Annotated in this window: 15 protein-coding genes; 6 read left to right on the top strand and 9 right to left on the bottom strand. The window is 68.5% G+C overall.

Annotated features, from left to right (window positions below; all coding sequences use genetic code 11):
* Nucleotides 1–53 precede the first annotated feature (53 nt).
* Nucleotides 54–1,289, top strand: coding sequence for an FAD-dependent oxidoreductase (locus FB464_RS12700; protein WP_116413527.1), 1,236 nt, complete (start codon nucleotides 54–56; stop codon nucleotides 1,287–1,289).
* A 49-nt stretch (nucleotides 1,290–1,338) separates the two neighbouring features.
* Here the strand turns inward: FB464_RS12700 and FB464_RS12695 are convergent, their stop codons facing one another.
* Genes FB464_RS12695 through mdcA form a run of 6 tightly spaced genes read right to left on the bottom strand, consistent with a single transcriptional unit; the run spans nucleotide 1,339 to nucleotide 7,558 of the window.
* On the bottom strand, nucleotides 1,339–2,271 hold the full coding sequence (locus FB464_RS12695) for an ACP S-malonyltransferase (RefSeq protein ID WP_281279773.1): 933 nt from the start codon (nucleotides 2,269–2,271) through the stop codon (nucleotides 1,339–1,341).
* Nucleotides 2,268–2,924: a malonate decarboxylase holo-ACP synthase gene (locus FB464_RS12690; RefSeq protein WP_116413529.1), complete on the bottom strand. Its 657-nt coding sequence runs from the start codon at nucleotides 2,922–2,924 to the stop codon at nucleotides 2,268–2,270. The genes FB464_RS12695 and FB464_RS12690 overlap by 4 nt, the downstream gene beginning before the upstream one ends.
* Complete coding sequence (mdcD, locus tag FB464_RS12685) at nucleotides 2,915–4,705, bottom strand: biotin-independent malonate decarboxylase subunit beta (RefSeq protein WP_116413530.1); 1,791 nt, start codon at nucleotides 4,703–4,705, stop codon at nucleotides 2,915–2,917. Before mdcD ends, FB464_RS12690 begins: the two co-directional genes overlap by 10 nt.
* A 1-nt stretch (nucleotide 4,706) precedes the next feature.
* Nucleotides 4,707–5,018 carry a malonate decarboxylase subunit delta gene (locus FB464_RS12680; protein ID WP_116413531.1) on the bottom strand — a complete coding sequence of 104 codons (312 nt, stop codon included), beginning with the start codon at nucleotides 5,016–5,018 and terminating at the stop codon, nucleotides 4,707–4,709.
* Nucleotides 5,005–5,910, bottom strand: a complete 906-nt coding sequence (locus tag FB464_RS12675) for a triphosphoribosyl-dephospho-CoA synthase (RefSeq protein WP_116413532.1) — start codon at nucleotides 5,908–5,910, stop codon at nucleotides 5,005–5,007. The genes FB464_RS12680 and FB464_RS12675 overlap by 14 nt, the downstream gene beginning before the upstream one ends.
* A 4-nt stretch (nucleotides 5,911–5,914) precedes the next feature.
* The gene (mdcA, locus tag FB464_RS12670) at nucleotides 5,915–7,558 is read right to left on the bottom strand and encodes a malonate decarboxylase subunit alpha (protein ID WP_116413533.1); all 1,644 of its coding nucleotides are present in this window, start codon (nucleotides 7,556–7,558) and stop codon (nucleotides 5,915–5,917) included.
* A gap of 61 nt (nucleotides 7,559–7,619) precedes the next feature.
* Here mdcA and FB464_RS12665 point away from each other — a divergent pair, with 61 nt between their 5' ends.
* Nucleotides 7,620–8,531: a LysR family transcriptional regulator gene (locus tag FB464_RS12665; RefSeq protein WP_116413534.1), complete on the top strand. Its 912-nt coding sequence runs from the start codon at nucleotides 7,620–7,622 to the stop codon at nucleotides 8,529–8,531.
* 69 nt (nucleotides 8,532–8,600) lie between these two features.
* Here FB464_RS12665 and FB464_RS12660 read toward each other — a convergent pair whose 3' ends face one another.
* Both FB464_RS12660 and FB464_RS12655 read right to left on the bottom strand, forming a co-directional pair.
* Nucleotides 8,601–9,386, bottom strand: coding sequence for an SGNH/GDSL hydrolase family protein (locus FB464_RS12660; protein ID WP_211327276.1), 786 nt, complete (start codon nucleotides 9,384–9,386; stop codon nucleotides 8,601–8,603).
* A gap of 106 nt (nucleotides 9,387–9,492) precedes the next feature.
* On the bottom strand, nucleotides 9,493–10,068 hold the full coding sequence (locus tag FB464_RS12655) for a TetR/AcrR family transcriptional regulator (protein ID WP_116413536.1): 576 nt from the start codon (nucleotides 10,066–10,068) through the stop codon (nucleotides 9,493–9,495).
* 78 nt (nucleotides 10,069–10,146) lie between these two features.
* Here FB464_RS12655 and FB464_RS12650 point away from each other — a divergent pair, with 78 nt between their 5' ends.
* From FB464_RS12650 to FB464_RS12640, 3 genes are all read left to right on the top strand, one after another.
* Nucleotides 10,147–10,971, top strand: coding sequence for an SDR family NAD(P)-dependent oxidoreductase (locus tag FB464_RS12650; protein WP_116413537.1), 825 nt, complete (start codon nucleotides 10,147–10,149; stop codon nucleotides 10,969–10,971).
* A 64-nt stretch (nucleotides 10,972–11,035) separates the two neighbouring features.
* The gene (locus tag FB464_RS12645) at nucleotides 11,036–12,244 is read left to right on the top strand and encodes a GDSL-type esterase/lipase family protein (RefSeq protein ID WP_116413538.1); all 1,209 of its coding nucleotides are present in this window, start codon (nucleotides 11,036–11,038) and stop codon (nucleotides 12,242–12,244) included.
* Between the two features lie 53 nt (nucleotides 12,245–12,297).
* A complete protein-coding gene (locus tag FB464_RS12640) occupies nucleotides 12,298–12,612 on the top strand; it encodes a hypothetical protein (protein WP_142206688.1) in 315 nt (104 codons plus the stop codon).
* Nucleotides 12,613–12,620: 8 nt separating this feature from the next.
* Here the strand turns inward: FB464_RS12640 and FB464_RS12635 are convergent, their stop codons facing one another.
* Nucleotides 12,621–13,526, bottom strand: coding sequence for a helix-turn-helix transcriptional regulator (locus tag FB464_RS12635; RefSeq protein ID WP_116413540.1), 906 nt, complete (start codon nucleotides 13,524–13,526; stop codon nucleotides 12,621–12,623).
* A gap of 132 nt (nucleotides 13,527–13,658) precedes the next feature.
* On the opposite strand from FB464_RS12635, the gene FB464_RS12630 reads away from it, so the two are divergent.
* Nucleotides 13,659–14,639 (top strand): aldo/keto reductase, encoded by a 981-nt coding sequence (locus tag FB464_RS12630; RefSeq protein ID WP_116413541.1) that lies wholly within the window; start codon nucleotides 13,659–13,661, stop codon nucleotides 14,637–14,639.
* The last annotated feature ends 18 nt before the right edge of the window (nucleotides 14,640–14,657 follow it).

Raw genomic sequence — 14,657 nt, 5'->3', positions numbered from 1 at the left:
ACAACGTCGTTCCACGTCCACCCCACACCAGTCAACTCAATGAGGAGAACACAATGACAAAAAAAGGACGCGTCATCGTCATGGGAGCGGGCCCGGCCGGAATGGCCGCCGCCCTCTCCATCTCACAGACCGAGCACGACGTCATCATGCTCGAGCGCTACCCGGCCGCCCGCCCGGCCGGCAATATCCTGAATCTCTGGCCGCCGCCCATCAAGGCGCTGGGGCTGATGGGTGTCGACACGGTCGACCTCGGCGCTCCCTGCCAGTCCGAGTTCCGCAGCGCATCCGGGCGCGTCAGGGCGGTCGTGCATCTGCCGCAGGATGTCGTCGACCAGTTCGGCGGTGGATTCATCGGCATGCTGCGCCCCCAGCTCTACAGCCGGTTGCTGCAGACCATCCCCGAGGGCGTCCTGCGGACGAACACCCAGGTCGAGTCCTTCGAACAGGACGATTCAGGAGTTCGGCTGAAACTGGCCGACGGCAGCGTTCTCGAGGCTGACCTGCTCGTCGGCGCAGACGGCATCGACTCGCTGGTTCGCCGCACGCTCTGGGGCGACGCCCCGAAGCGTGAGCACAACCTCCACATCATCGGTGGGTTCACCTTCGACGACACTCTCGATGTGCCGACCGGGCGCTGTGTGGTCTCGCACACACGAACCATCCAGGGCAGCTGGACGTCGATTCGGCACGAAGGCCGAGCGGGATACCAGTGGTGGGTGCTCGGTGCTTTCGACTCCTCGAAGGAGTTCACGGGGGACCTGCACGAGACAGCAACGGCGATGGCGAAGGGCTTCGCTTCTCCCTTGCCTGAGCTGATCGCAGCGACCGATCCCGCACGCCTGCAGCGCTGGCCGATTCGTGACCGCCCCCCGCTTGAGAAGTGGTCGAAGGGCCGCGCCACGCTCGTCGGCGACGCGGCACACCCCACGTCGCCCTATGCCGCGTACGGCGCGGGTATGTCGATCGAAGACGGCTACTTCCTCGGTCGCCGAATCGCGGGAGTCGATATCTCGGACCCGGTCGCGCTCGCCTCAGCACTCGAAGCCTATGAGACACCGCGGAAGCCCCACACGGCCTTCCAGGTCGACACGGCCTACAAGCTGGGCAAGATCTTCCATCACATCCCGGCACCCCTACGCCCCGTGCGTGACCTCTTCTTCGATCACTCGCCGTTCCTGCAGAAGATGATCGGCGACGGAACGCCGGGCGAGATCCTCACGCAACTCGACCAGATCGACGTCGTCGAGAGGGAATTCCAGTCGAAGAGTGGTGCTCAGGCCAGCGCCTGACCGCGTGGACCGCGGAAGCCCGACCGCGTCGTGGCCGCCGCGCAGAGTGTCACGCTCCAATCGACAGTGCCCGTCGGATGCGCGCGAGGGAGTCGTCGAAGGGGGCGTCACCTACAGCGATGACGGGAATGTCAGGGTGCGCTGCGGCGAAGAGCGCGGCCGTCGTATGACCCGGCGCGATCTGCACGACCACCGTGCTGCCCAGTTCGGCGAGAAGCTCGGTAGTGTCGCGCCAGCGAACCCTGCGCGCCACGCCGTTCGCCAGGTCGTCGCCAATGGCTGCGCTCGTCGGTGCAGCACGGGCTGTCATGGCCGAGAGGTAGCGTGCAGTGGGTCGTCGCGCGGGAATGTCAGCGAGGTACTCCTCCACGGCGGCGGCGACCGGGGCCATCAGCGCGCAGTGTGAGGGCACAGCGACATCCAGCCGCCGCACCTGGCGGAAGCCGAAGCGCGCGGCAACGTCGTGTACCCGCTGGAAGGCATCGTCGCTTCCCGCGAGCACGATCTGGTCTTCGGCGTTCTCCATCGCCACGAAGAGGTCGCCGCCACCGGGCCGCAATTCGGCGACGAGGCGCTCCGCGTCGGCGAGACGGGCGCCGAGAAGGGCAAGCAGCCCGAACCCCGAGGGGTGGAGGTCGCGCATTCCCTCGGCACGGATGCGCACGGCGGCGGCGCCCTCGTCGAGTGTCAGCACTCCAGCGGCGACGGCGGTGGCGAACGCCCCGATGGAGTGGCCGGCCACGATGTCGGGAAGCACCCCCTGCTCGGCGAGCAGCCGGGAGCTGGCGACTCCGACGGTGAACAGTGCCAGCTGCGCGCCCACAGTCCCGGCCAGGGCGTCAGCCGAGTCGAGCTCGCGCACGTCGTGGCCGAGCACACCGCTCACCGAGTCGAGCGTCGAGGTGACCGTGGAGGCCGAGGGGAGAGCTGCGAGCATTCCCGGATGCTGCGACCCCTGCCCCGGGAAGAGAAAGGCGATCACCGGCGAACCCGGTCGCCGGCCGCCCAGGGGTTCCGGCACAGTGACGGCCCCGTCGGAGTGCGCAGCAGTACCTCGCCGTCGGGGGTCGTCGCCGCCCACTCGGCGAGAGCGACGGCGCCGACAGAGGTTTCGAGAAGGCAGTCCACTCTCGTCGGGAGTGTGGCCAGGGCATCCTGAATCGACTGCGCCTCCTCCGGATCGAGGTAGCCGTCGACCCGGATGACCAGGTCGAGGTCGCTCGTCTCGCGCACCACAGGCAGGCCGGTCGCGAGCTGGAAGCCGACCGAGCCCGTCGGCCCCCAGGCGCGGCCGCCGAACCAGGTGGGTGCAGACGTCAGAAGGGCGTCGAGGGTCCGCCAGATGTCGCCCGGCACCGACGGGAACCCTGCGTGCAGTGTCTTCGCGACCAGGTTCTCTGGCGAGATCAGATCGACGATGTGCCGGTCGTCGATCTGCACCGCCGCCCGTTCGCTTCGGAGTCGGCCGCGGAGGCCGGCTGCGGTGTGCTTGTCCGGCAGAATCTGCCGGGTGACCACTGCCCACGCTTCTCCGGTCACCCGATCGACCCAGGCGGGCAGCTGCGCTTCGTACGGGCCGGTGTCGAAGCGCACGAGATCATGGGTTCTCGCCGGCGCCCGTTCGCTCACTGCCATTGGTCGGCCATCGCCTGCCAGACGCGTCTCGTGGCGGCCCGGTTCTCGCCCGAGGTCTCGGCTGACCAGCGGCTCTCGAGCGAACGGCTGCCTGAGCGCGCCCGCTGTACCGCGAGGGCAAGCTGGTGGCGCATCGCCGACACGTCGTCCCTCGTCGGGTGGTCGGCGTCGCTCACCGGAAGCAGTCTGTTGCAGAGGCCGAGCGTCGCCCACTCCCGAACGTCGTACGACAGGGGCGGAATGCGGGTGGCGAGTTCATCGAGCTCAGCGACCGACCGTTTCGTGATTCGTGCCGCAGCTGGCTTGTGCATCGCATGGATCTCGACGTGCGGATCGTCGAGCGCGAGAATCTGGTTCGCCTGCAGCCCGTGGGCGAGAAAGCCGCCCGACAGGGCTGTGCCGACGACGAGAGCGACGACCGGATGCCCGGCGGCACGAGCCGTGGCGTAGGCGTCTGCCGCTGCCGCCAGATGCAGGTGGATGCCCATCATCTCTTCGAGCAGGCCGTACGCCTGGCTCGGCAGGTCGACGATCGCGATGATCGGCCGCTTCTTCTCGACGGGCGCTGCGGCGTCTTCCGCGGTGATCTGGGTGATGCGTTCGGCGAGGGCCAGGCCCTCGAGCAGGCCGACCTCTCCGTGGCGGGCCCGGTGGTAGGGGCTGCCCGGGTCGGGTACCACGGTGAGCAGCGTGGCCGGTTGCCCGGCCAACTCGAGTGTCGCCTGGAGCAGTGTCGACTCGAGAAAGGCCGGGGCGGTGTCTGCCAGTGCGATCGTCCACGCGGTGCCGCGACCGGCGGCGGGGTCGAGCCCGCGGGTCGTGACGCCCCGCGGGGCGAGCGGTGCTTCTGCCGCAGAATCCAAGATCGCCCCGAGGTCGGCGGGGGCCGGCGGGTCGGCGGGATCGATCGCGGCCAGATGGCGGCGCAGAGTGTCGAGCGCCCGTGATGCCGGGGTGCGAACATCCCGCGTAGCGAGATCGTCGGGCCCCGCCGGTTCGTCGGCCGGTGCGTGAACGCGCGGCGCCGCGAGCGCTGCGACCGCCTCGGCGACGGCGAGCCGGATCGGCTCGGTGTCGTCGGGCACGAGCACGTCGGCCTGGTGCAGCGAGTGCCGTTGCACGCCGCCGTCGATCGACCAGACGAGCGCGTGGTCGGCCGCGTCGAACTCGCGGATGCCCGCCTCTGACTCGATCACTTCGGGGCCGTTCAGGCCCAGCCGCGCCTCTCGCGTCATGATGACGCTCGAACAGAGTGCGGCCACGATGCTCATACCGCCGAAGCTGCCGAGACCTCCGGCGATGAGGGCGACAACGGGCTGATGCTCGCGAAGAGCCAGAACGCCGGCGCAGGCCTCGGCGACAGCAGCGAGACCGAGGTTGGCCTCCTGCAGCCGCACGCCGCCCGTTTCGAGCAGCAGCACCGCGGCTGTCGGCCGGCCGGCCAGTGTGTCGCGCAGCGCCGACCCGAGGGCTGCGGCGATCTTGGCGCCGGAGACTTCGCCGATGCCGCCGCCCTGGAACGCCTGCTCGATGGCGATCACCACAGTCGCGCGCCCCTCGACGGTGCCGCGAACGACCACCAGGCCATCATCCGACTCCGGCACGACACCCTGCAGTGCGAGCCACGGAGACTCGATGCGATCGAAGGGGTCGAGTAGTTCGTGCGCCCCGGCGTCGAGAAGCGCGAAGGCCCGGGACCGGGCATCCCGCTCGATGAAACTGTCTCGACGGAGGTAGGCGCCGCCGTCGGTGGAGGGTGTGGCTGAGATTTCTGTGGACATGTCAGTTGCGCCCCGTCTCAGCGGTTGTCGATTGGTCGAGCGCCTGTAGCAGCCGAATCGAGACGACCCCGGGCGTCGCGCCGAAGTCGTTGATCTGAATCGCGCCGGTCAGGCCGTATCTTGTGAAGAAGCGTTCGAGCACGTTGCGCCAGACATCGTCGAAGCCGTCGACGCTCGTTCGCACCTGCACCACGGCGGCCCCATCGGCTGACGGGCTGACGAGGATCTCGAGGTCGCCCGATCCCACGACTCCGACGTGCGCGCGCTGCTGAGCGGGCCGGTCGCCCGGGAATTCGAACTCAAACGTGTGCATGATCGTTCTCCTGAAGGTGGAATCTGAGGCTGTCGAGAAAGATGGCACCCGCGAGCAGGTCGGCGCTGCCGCCGGGGGAGAGGCGTCGGCGGTCGGCCTCGTCGCTGAAGGCGCGGAGGGCGTGGTCGAAATCCGGTGCGCTCTCTGCGCGGCGGGCGGAGCGCTGCATCCAGCGGAGCCCAGCGGCTCCGCCCCGGTGCAGTACACAGGTGTCGTCGACGGTGGCGATCAGGGCGAGCAGCGTGCGCAGGCGGGCGCGCTCGACGCTCTCGCCGCGCCCGAGGCTCGACCGCAGGGCGGGCAGCGCGACATCCACGATGTGGGGAAAGCCCGCGACGGCCTCGCCGACCGCGCCCGACACCCCGTGAGCCCGCAGCGCCTTCTGCCCGTGGGATGACCGGGGTGGCGGCCCGGCGGAGTCTGCCGTTGCAGCGAGCTCGGCGGCCCGGGCGAGCGTCTCGTCCTCCGTCGCGGAGGAGGCTGCGGCGGTCACAAGCAGCCCCACCGCCCAGAGGGCCCCCCGGTGGGTGTTCACCCCGTCGGTGGCCTGCAGCATGGCCCCCTCTCCGCTGCGGCCGAGCACGCCGACCCGGTCGCGGAGCTGTTGCCGCGAGAGCTGTTGCTGCCCGAGCCCGGCCAGACCCTCGAACGTCGGAAGAAGGGCTTCGGATGACCGCAGCAGCATCTGCAGGTTCATGTCGTCGTGGCTTCCCCGGCCATTGCCGTCCACGAGCCCCGGTTTCGGGGTCAGCAACGCCTCGCTGGCGATCGCATCGACCGCCAGCCTGGCGAGCGCGGCTGGTTCGAGCGTGGCTGGTTCGATGCCGGGGCGCGGGGCTGCCGCCGCGATGGAGGTTGCCGTCGGAGTGGTCGAAGCCAAGGTCGTCGTCATCGGCTCAGAAGTTTCTGAACCGCACCGGCGGGTCGTACAGCCCGCCTGACCACGCCACCAGATCGCCGACGCTCTTTGCGGCCAGCAGCGACCGGTCGGCACGCCTCACATCGACCCCGAGGTCTTCGGGAAAGGCGACGAGGCCGTCGCGCCGCAGCCGTTCAGTGACCCGCGGGTCGTGCCGCAGGCCGATCGGTGTGGCACCGGCGACGGCCGCGATCGCTTCGCGCCTCTCATCCAGGCTGTTCGCCCTGTAGAGGTAGGCGACACCCTCTTCGGTCACGATGTGGCTGACGTCATCGCCGTAGATCATGACCGGCGGCAGGGGCATGCCGGCGTCGGTGCCGACGTCGACAGCATCGAGGCGGTCGACGAACGTGGGTGTGCCGCCCGCCTTGAAGGTCTCGACGAGCTGCACCACGAGCTTCCTGCCGCGGCGGCTGGCTCCCGAGCCCGAGGCCAGGTCGAGCCAGGCGGCACTGCTGTGCCGGCGGCCGTGCGGGTCGTTGCCCATGTTCGGTGCCCCGCCGAACCCGGCGAGACGCCCCGCGGTCACCGTCGACGAGTTGCCTTCGCCGTCGATCTGCAGGGAGGAGCCGATGAACATGTCGATGGCGTACTGGCCGGCGAGCTGAGCGAGCACCCGGTTCGAGCGCAGGCTGCCATCGGGACCGGTGAAGAACACGTCGGGCCGGGCGGCGACATAGCGCTCCATGCCCGGCTCACCGCCGAAGCAGTGCACCGACTCGACCCAGCCGCTCTCGATGGCGGGAATGAGCGTGGGGTGCGGGTTCAGCACCCAGTTGCGGGCAATGCGCCCCCGTAGACCCAGCTCCTCTCCGAACGTGGGCAGAATCAGCTCGATCGCGGCCGTGTCGAAGCCGATGCCGTGGTTCAGCGAGACCACCTCGTGGCGTTCGTAGACCCCGCGGATGGCCAGCATCGCCTTGAGGATCTCGACGCGCCCGATCTTCGCCGGGTCGCGGGTGAACAACGGCTCGAGCTTGTACGGGCGCGGGCTCACGACCACGACGTCGACCCAGTCACCCGGAATGTCGACACGTGGCAGTTCGCTCATGATGCGGTTGACCTGCACGATCACGATTCCGTCGTGGAACGCGGTCGCCTCGGCGATGGTCGGTGTGTCTTCGGTGTTGGGCCCGGTATACAGGTTTCCGTGTTCGTCGGCGGCCTCAGCGCAGAGGAGGGCGACAGTGGGGGGCAGATCGACGAACATGCGGGCATACAGCTCGACATAGGTGTGGATCGCGCCGATCGTCACGACCTTGTCTTCAACCAGCTGGGCCAGCCGCAGGCTCTGCGGCCCGGCGAACGCGAGGTCGAGTCGGGTGGCGATGCCCCGCTCGAAGACATCGAGGTGTGCCGGAAGGCTCACCGACGAGATGAGCAGGTGCAGGTCATGCAGTCGCTCGGGGTCGGCATCGGCGAGAGCCTGGGCGAGAAAGTCGGCCTGCTTCTGGTTGTCGCCTTCGAGCGAGACCCGGTCACCCGGCTGAATGAGCGTCGAGAGCACATCGTCGATACCCGATGCATCGACGATCTTCGAACCGGAGCGAAGTGCGAGCCCGGTCATCCGCCGGTTCTTCTCCCGGCGCCTGGTCGTCCATCGGTTCTGCACGTCTGTCATGAAGCCATTCTCGGCGCGGTACCCCTTGCTTCCAAGGGCCCGGCGACGGAATCATGCATAGATGGATGATTCATCGGCCGCGGGCCTCGCACCGGCCCTGGCCCAACTGGCCGCGTTGGCGCTCGACCCCAACATCACGCGTGCGGCCGAGCGAACGGGTGTGAGCCAGCCGACGCTCAGTCGTTCGCTTCGAGCCTGGGAGCAGCAGCTCGGCATCGAGTTGCTCATCCGTCGTGGGCGAGGCGTGGAGCTGAGTGACGAGGGGCGGACCCTGGCCGCCGCGGCTGCCGAATCACTTCGCACGCTCGATCAGGCTCTGCACCGCATCCGGGGCGATGCGCCCGTTGCCTCGCTCACCGTCGGATTTCTGCGCTCCCTCGGGCCCACCGTAGCAGGCGAGCTCATCGCGTCGTTCCTCGTCACGCAGCCGCAGACGGTGATCGCGCACCGCGAGGGGTCGAGCGCAGACCTGCTCGACGGTCTCGACGCTGGCGGCATCGACGTCGCACTCACCGCGCCGAGGCCACCGGGCCGCTTCGGCTGGCTGCCGGTGGGGAGGCAGGCGCTCGTGCTGGTGGTGCCGGTGGGCCATCGGATGGCCGGGGCGGGCAGTGTCGCGCTCTCAGACGTCAGCGATGAGGCCTTTCTCGCGCTCGATCACCGCTTCGATGCTCGCGACAGAGCCGACGCGCTCTGCGCGGCCGCTGGCTTCAGCCCGAGGATCGCTCTCGAGGCAGACAACCTGTTGACTGTTCGCGGGTACGTCGCGGCCGGTCTCGGGGTGGCGATCCTCCCGGCCGACGCTTCGCTCAGCCCGCGAACCGTCAGCGTGCCGATCGCGAATGCCGATGCCCACCGCGTGTTCGGGCTTGTGTGGAACAGCGCGCGGCTATCGGCCGATTCCGATGCGCTCATTGCCCACGCCCGGCAGCTGGCCGTGCGATACCCCGGGTGGGCGGATGTCTCGGCCTGACGGCCCCGCAAAATGAAGGCCCCGCAGTGGGATGGCTGCGGCGTCAGCGCCCCCGGAGCGAGCGCGGTCTCAGGCTTCGAGAACCCGCTGCAGCTCCAGCGCGATCGCCGTCATGCCGGCCTCGTTCGGGTGGAAGGAGCCGGCCGTTGTCATCATGTCCTGGTGAAAAGGCTGCACCCACGGCTCGGCAGAGCCGAGAGCGTGGTCGACGCTCAGAGCCGACGCGCGCACCAGCTCGGCGACCGTGCGATCTGCGGCAGTCTCGAAGACACGACCGATGGCGTTCTGGATGACCAGGAACTGGGCGAGTTCGCCAGCCGTGAAGGGTGTCGCGGTAACCGACTCGTCGTCGAGCACCGTCAGGTAGTCGACGAGCAGGATGCGGGCATCCGGAGCTCTGGTGTGCACCTTCTCGATGACTCGAACCAGGCCGGCGGTCGCCTGTTCGACGGCCTCCTCGGTGGGGAAGGGAATACCGCCCGAGAACATGGCGCCGAGCATCGGCACCAGTGGCGACGACGGGTCTGCGCTGAGCCACGCGGTGTAGAGCATGGCGCCGGCGAACTGCAGATCGTTTCCGCCGGCCGTGATGGTGACGACATCCGCGTCGGCGGGCACTCCATCGGCCTGCGGCGGGAAGACGAGCTGTTCGCTGAACTGTTGCGGGGTGTCCAGAACGTTCGCCGTGGTGGCGCCAGAGACCGTGAGGTCGACGAGCTCGGCGCCGAGCAGCGTGGTCAGCTGATGCGCGTAGTTTCTCGACGACCGCATGGCGGCGGCTTCTTCGATGGGCTCGATTCCGGGCCCTGCGGCAAAAGAGCTGCCCAGGGCAGCGATGAGTCGATAGGTGTTCACCCTCACATCGTGCCACCGCACCGGGTGTGCCGCCGCGAGGCCCATGCGTGGGTGCATGAATGGCGCCGCGCCCACCCCACACGCGCGGCTCGCCCGTCGGTTCGACTCAGTGTGGCGGGAGCAGGGCGAAGACCACGTGAGCGGGTGCCGCGGGCTTCGCGCCAGGGGTGAGGGCCGCGAAGAGCACGGTTCCGATCAGGGCATCGGCGATCGCGGTCTCGTCGACGTCGGCGCGCAGCTGACCGGCAGCTTTGCCCGTCGCGAGCCTGTTCACCAGGCTCTGGTGAACAGGCCCCGTGGTCATCGAGTAGAGCAGCCGCGCCTCATTCGGGTCGTCGGACGCGGCGGTGACGAGCGCACGCACAAGCGACGCCTGCCGCGGGTCTGTCAGCGCAGCGGCGATGGCCTCGAGCCAGGTCGTCAGATCGCTTGACAGTGATCCGGTGTCTGCGACCGGCGTGGAGGGCACGTCGAGCTCGCCTTCCAGCAGCAGATCGGCGACGATGAGCGCCTTCGTCGACCACCACCGGTAGATCGTCTGCCGGCCTGTTCCCGATCGCTCGGCGATCGCCTGGATGGTGAGGCTCTCGTAGCTGCCCTCGGCGAGCAGGTCGCGTGCGGCATCGAGGATGGCGCGGCGGGAGGCCTCGCTTCGCGGTCGTCCTGGCGGTCGTGTCGGCACCCACTGATTCTAGGAGATCAATGGTATTTCGAGACAGGTGTATCGTAAACTTCGAACACGTGACTTCGAGGGAGAGAAATGACCAAGACTGCTGTGATCACCGGGGGTACCGGCGGCATGGGAATGGCCACCGCGAGAATCCTCGGCACCGACCACCGCATCGTTCTCGCCGACCTCGACCAGGCGCGAATAGACGCCGCTGTCGCCGAACTCAGCGCTTCAGGTATCGACGTGTCAGGTTCTGTCTGCGACATCACCGACCGAGCATCCGTCGACCGCCTGATGGCCGTCGCCGAAGCGGGCGGCCACCACGTTCGAGCCGTCGTTCACACCGCCGGTGTCAGCCCGCAGATGGGCTCGGCGCAGTTCGTCGCCCGCATCAACGCGATCGGCACCGTCAACGTGACGCAGGCGTTCCTGGCGCGGGCCGGCGAAGGCGACGCGCTCGTGAACGTCGCCTCGGTGGCGGGGCACAGCATCCCTAAGGTGCTGGTTCCCACAGGCGCGTTCCCGAAGGCGGAGAGCGACCCGGCCGAGTTCGAGAAGATCGTCGTGCGCCGGTCGCGAGTGCTCGGCAAGAAACTGCAGTCGGGCCTCGCCTACAGCTTCAGCAAGGCCTTCGTCATCTGGTACTCACGCAAGCAGGCCGCCGCGTTCGGGGCTCGCGGCGCGCGCATCGTCTCCGTCTCGCCGGGCAGCTTCGACACCGCCATGGGCAAGCTCGAGGCCGACCACGGAGCGTCAGAACTGCTCAAGTTCTCGGCCATCAAGCGCTTCGGCAAGCCCGAAGAAGTCGCCGCCGTACTCGCCTTCTGCGCGAGCGAGACTCCCGGCTACCTGACCGGCACAGACATCCTCGTCGACGGCGGCACCCGAGCCGGCCAGGAGTTCAAGAAGCGCTGACCGAATCTCGCTGCCGAACCACCCACACCACACCACGCCAGACCAAAGACGAGAGGCGCACACAATGTCGATCCGCGGACGCGCTGTCCACAGCATCCTGAACAGATTCAGCCCCGGAGCACGACTGCAATCGCAGCTGCTGCCGACCACGCCCGGCGACCTCGTCATCCTGGGCGACGGCCTCAGCCTGCACGGGGAATGGGCGGAATGGTTCCCCGGCTCGACGGTGCGGGTGCTCGGTGACGAACTGCTACTGCTCGAGGATGCCGGTGCGTACCTCACGCAGATCACCGCGCCCCGGGCGCTCGTGCTTCTCGTCGGCAGTGCCGACTTGCTCGGCATGGGCGGAAGCAGCACCCCCGAGCGCGCAGCGGCTCGCCTCGATGCGCTCGTCGCCCGTGCAACCTCGCAATTCGATCCCTCGTCTGTCTTCGTTGTCGGCGTGCCCTCGCGGCCCGCGATGGCCTCCCGGGCACGGGGGTTCAACCGGCGGGCTGCCTCCCTCGTCGCCGGCCGTGGCGCCACTTTCGTCGCCCCCGGCTCGTTCGACGGCGTGTCCGCCGACGGGTACATGGTGTCTCCCCTCCGCTGGGATGCGACCGTCTACACGCAGATCGCCCAGGCGCTTGCGACCGCGACCGGCCTGCCCGCTGCATCCGCTCGCCGCGTGCCCCCGCTCACAGAGGTCGGTGACGGCTTCGTCGTCAAGATGGAGCGCAAACGCGCCCAACTCTTCGAGGCCCTGCCCGCGCCGACCGGCCGCCTCGTGCTGTTCGGCGACAGCATCACCGAGGGTGGCTTCTGGGACGGCTGGCTGCCGGGCCGGCCCGTCACCAACCGCGGCATCGGCGGAGACACCGTCGCTCAACTCACGGCCCGCATCGACACTGCCATCGACTCGCCCCTGGCCATCTCCGTACTCGCGGGAACCAACGACCTCGTGCGCGGCGACCCGAAGGACGCCGACTCCATCGGCCGCCGCTTCGAAACTCTCATCGCGCAGATCCGCGAACGCGAACCCTCCGCGCCCCTCATCATCAACAGCGTCATGCCCCGCGGAAAGAAGTACATCGACGCCATCACAACCATCAACACCCATTACCGCCGCATCGCCGCCCAGTACGACGCGCACTACCTCGACCTGTGGCCCGCCCTCGCGACCCCCGACCAAACCCTGCGCAAAGAGTTCACCCCCGACGGCCTGCACCTCAACGGACAGGGCTACCGCGCCTGGGCGAGCGTGCTGAAGCCGGCGCTCGACCGCCTCCTCTAAACCGTCCTGCTGGCTCGGCGGGGCCTCTGGCGTCGCCGCGCTCTGCGGTGGCGGTGGGCCGGGCTATCTGGTCTTCTGTCGTTGAGCGTGACGCCGCAAATGCACGTGTCGCCGAACTGCTCGACACCCTCGGATACGACAGCCTCGACACCGGCGTACTTGCCGACAGCTGGCGATACGAGCCGGGCACACCGATCTACTGCGACCCGTACATGCCCGCGTGGCCGACGGAGAAACTGCCGTTCGACCAGCTGCTCGCCTGGTTGCTCTCAGCCCCGGTCATCCCGATGTCGAAACACAAGGCGACAGACCTGCTGGCCAGCGCAGTGCGCGGGGCTGCAGGCGGCTATTTCCCCGAGACGGCCTGACCGCAGAGCTAGGTACACTCCGTCGGTGCCGCTCCCACGGGCGGCACCGACGGAGTTCGTTGCTCGAACGTGGTGGCCCAGCTGGCAAGCACGTTCAGGGCATCGGCGGCGGCGCTGCCGGGAGGGGCGCTGTAGGCGATGAGCTGCAGGCCCGGGTCTGAGGTGAGCTGCATGGCCTCGTAGTTGATGTCGACATCGCCGACGATCGGGTGGCTGATGTTCTTCACGCCGGTGCGGTGCTGGCGCACATCGTGCGCGGCCCACAGGATGCGAAACGGCTGGCTGCGCGTGGAGAGCTCACCCACCAGGTCGCTCAGCTGACGGCTGTGCGGCGAACGCCCTGCCTCGGCACGGATCAGCGCCACGGTCTGCGCGGCGGTGGACTTCCAGTCCCGGTAGAAGTTCTCAGCCCTCGGGTCGAGAAAGACATACCGGGCGAAGTTCGGCGGCTGCACCTGCTCGAACATCTCCGAGAACAGTGCCCGGCCGAGCAGGTTGCTCGACAGTACGTCGAGGCGGCCGTTCTGCACGAAGGCGGGCACATCCTTCATGGCGTTCAGCAGCTGCTGCACCGAGGTGCTGATGTGGCGGGGGGCGGTCGCGCTGGCGCGTTGGCGCGGGGTGGCGCCTTCGTTGGCGGTGCGCACGAGGTCGTAGAGGTGGGTACGCTCGGCTTCATCGAGCTGCAGTGCTCGCACGAGGCCCTCGAGGACGGCTTCGGAGACACCCTTGACCGTGCCGCGTTCGAGGCGGATGTAGTACTCGACGCTCATCCCGGCGAGGAGCGCGACCTCTTCGCGGCGGAGCCCGGGGACACGGCGATGGGTCGTGAAGTCTGGGATGCCAGCGAGTTCGGGCGTGAGTCTGGCCCGTCTGGTGGTGAGGAACTCACGGATGTCGTTCGGGGTGTCCATCTCTCGACGGTACGTCAGATCGACCGGGGCTGGGGGTCACTGGTGTTAACCCGATAGGTGGTGACTCCCTCCCTTTCGGGCGCTTCATCAGACTCGAGTCACAAGCGCAGACCCGCTGGAAGGAACATCGCAATGAAGAACTCACACCTCGGCAGGCTCACCGTCTCCCGCATCGGCCTTGGCGCGATGACGATGGCCGGCACCTACACCTCGGAAGGGGCCCTGGATGATGCGGAGTCGATCCGCACCATCCACCGCGCCCTCGAGCTCGGTGTCACCCACATCGACACCGCCGAGATCTACGGCCCGTACCTCAGCGAGGAGATCGTCGGCCGGGCAATCGCCGGTCGCCGCGACGAGGTCGTGATCGCCACCAAGTTCGGCCTCGTCTCCCATGCCGGTGGGGGTCCCAGATCAGTCGACAGCACCGCTCCGAACGTGAAGGCTGCCGTCGAAGGGTCGCTGACGCGGCTCGGAACCGACCACATCGACCTCTACTACCAGCACCGCGTCGACCCGAACACACCCATCGAGGAGACCGCCGGCGCCGTCGCCGACCTCATCGCCGAAGGAAAGGTGCTGCACTTCGGCCTGTCTGAGGCCAGCGCCACCACCATCCGCCGTGCCCACGCGGTACAGCCGGTCTCCGCTCTCCAGACCGAGTACTCGCTCTGGACACGCGACGTCGAGGCAGAGATCCTCCCGCTTCTCCGCGAGCTCGGCATCGGTTTCGTTCCCTACTCGCCGCTCGGGCACGGGCTCCTCACCGGCCAGATCCGGTCGGTCGACGACTTCGCCGACGACGACTGGAGAAAGACCAACCCGCGGTTCACGGGCGAGAACTTCGCCCGCAACCTCGCGATCGTCGACGAGGTGCGAGCGATCGGTGCCGAAATCGGCGCCACCTCCGCGCAGACGGCGCTGGCCTGGATCCTCGCCCAGGGCGACGACATCGCCCCCATCCCCGGCACCCGCCGCGTCTCCCGGGTGGAGGAGAACACCGCCGCCGACGGGTTCGAGCTGACCCCCGACCAGCTCGAACGGCTCGACAACCTCACCCCCGCCGCCGGCGACCGGCACGACGAGGCCAACATGGCCTCCATCGACCACTGAAAAGAACCGAGAGAACAC

The sequence above is a fragment of the Subtercola boreus genome (assembly GCF_006716115.1).
Classification (GTDB): domain Bacteria; phylum Actinomycetota; class Actinomycetes; order Actinomycetales; family Microbacteriaceae; genus Subtercola; species Subtercola boreus.
This window is presented reverse-complemented; position numbering and strand designations above follow the sequence as displayed.

Bases quoted from the DNA above. Each gene is read 5' to 3' on its own strand.
- mdcA (WP_116413533.1), bottom strand. From the start codon at position 7,558: ATGACAGACGTGCAGAACCGATGGACGACCAGGCGCCGGGAGAAGAAC.
- FB464_RS12690 (WP_116413529.1), bottom strand. From the start codon at position 2,924: ATGGCAGTGAGCGAACGGGCGCCGGCGAGAACCCATGATCTCGTGCGC.
- FB464_RS12680 (WP_116413531.1), bottom strand. From the start codon at position 5,018: ATGCACACGTTTGAGTTCGAATTCCCGGGCGACCGGCCCGCTCAGCAG.
- FB464_RS12700 (WP_116413527.1), top strand. From the start codon at position 54: ATGACAAAAAAAGGACGCGTCATCGTCATGGGAGCGGGCCCGGCCGGA.
- FB464_RS12675 (WP_116413532.1), bottom strand. From the start codon at position 5,910: ATGACGACGACCTTGGCTTCGACCACTCCGACGGCAACCTCCATCGCG.
- FB464_RS12650 (WP_116413537.1), top strand. From the start codon at position 10,147: ATGACCAAGACTGCTGTGATCACCGGGGGTACCGGCGGCATGGGAATG.
- FB464_RS12635 (WP_116413540.1), bottom strand. From the start codon at position 13,526: ATGGACACCCCGAACGACATCCGTGAGTTCCTCACCACCAGACGGGCC.
- FB464_RS12665 (WP_116413534.1), top strand. From the start codon at position 7,620: ATGGATGATTCATCGGCCGCGGGCCTCGCACCGGCCCTGGCCCAACTG.
- FB464_RS12630 (WP_116413541.1), top strand. From the start codon at position 13,659: ATGAAGAACTCACACCTCGGCAGGCTCACCGTCTCCCGCATCGGCCTT.
- mdcD (WP_116413530.1), bottom strand. From the start codon at position 4,705: ATGTCCACAGAAATCTCAGCCACACCCTCCACCGACGGCGGCGCCTAC.
- FB464_RS12645 (WP_116413538.1), top strand. From the start codon at position 11,036: ATGTCGATCCGCGGACGCGCTGTCCACAGCATCCTGAACAGATTCAGC.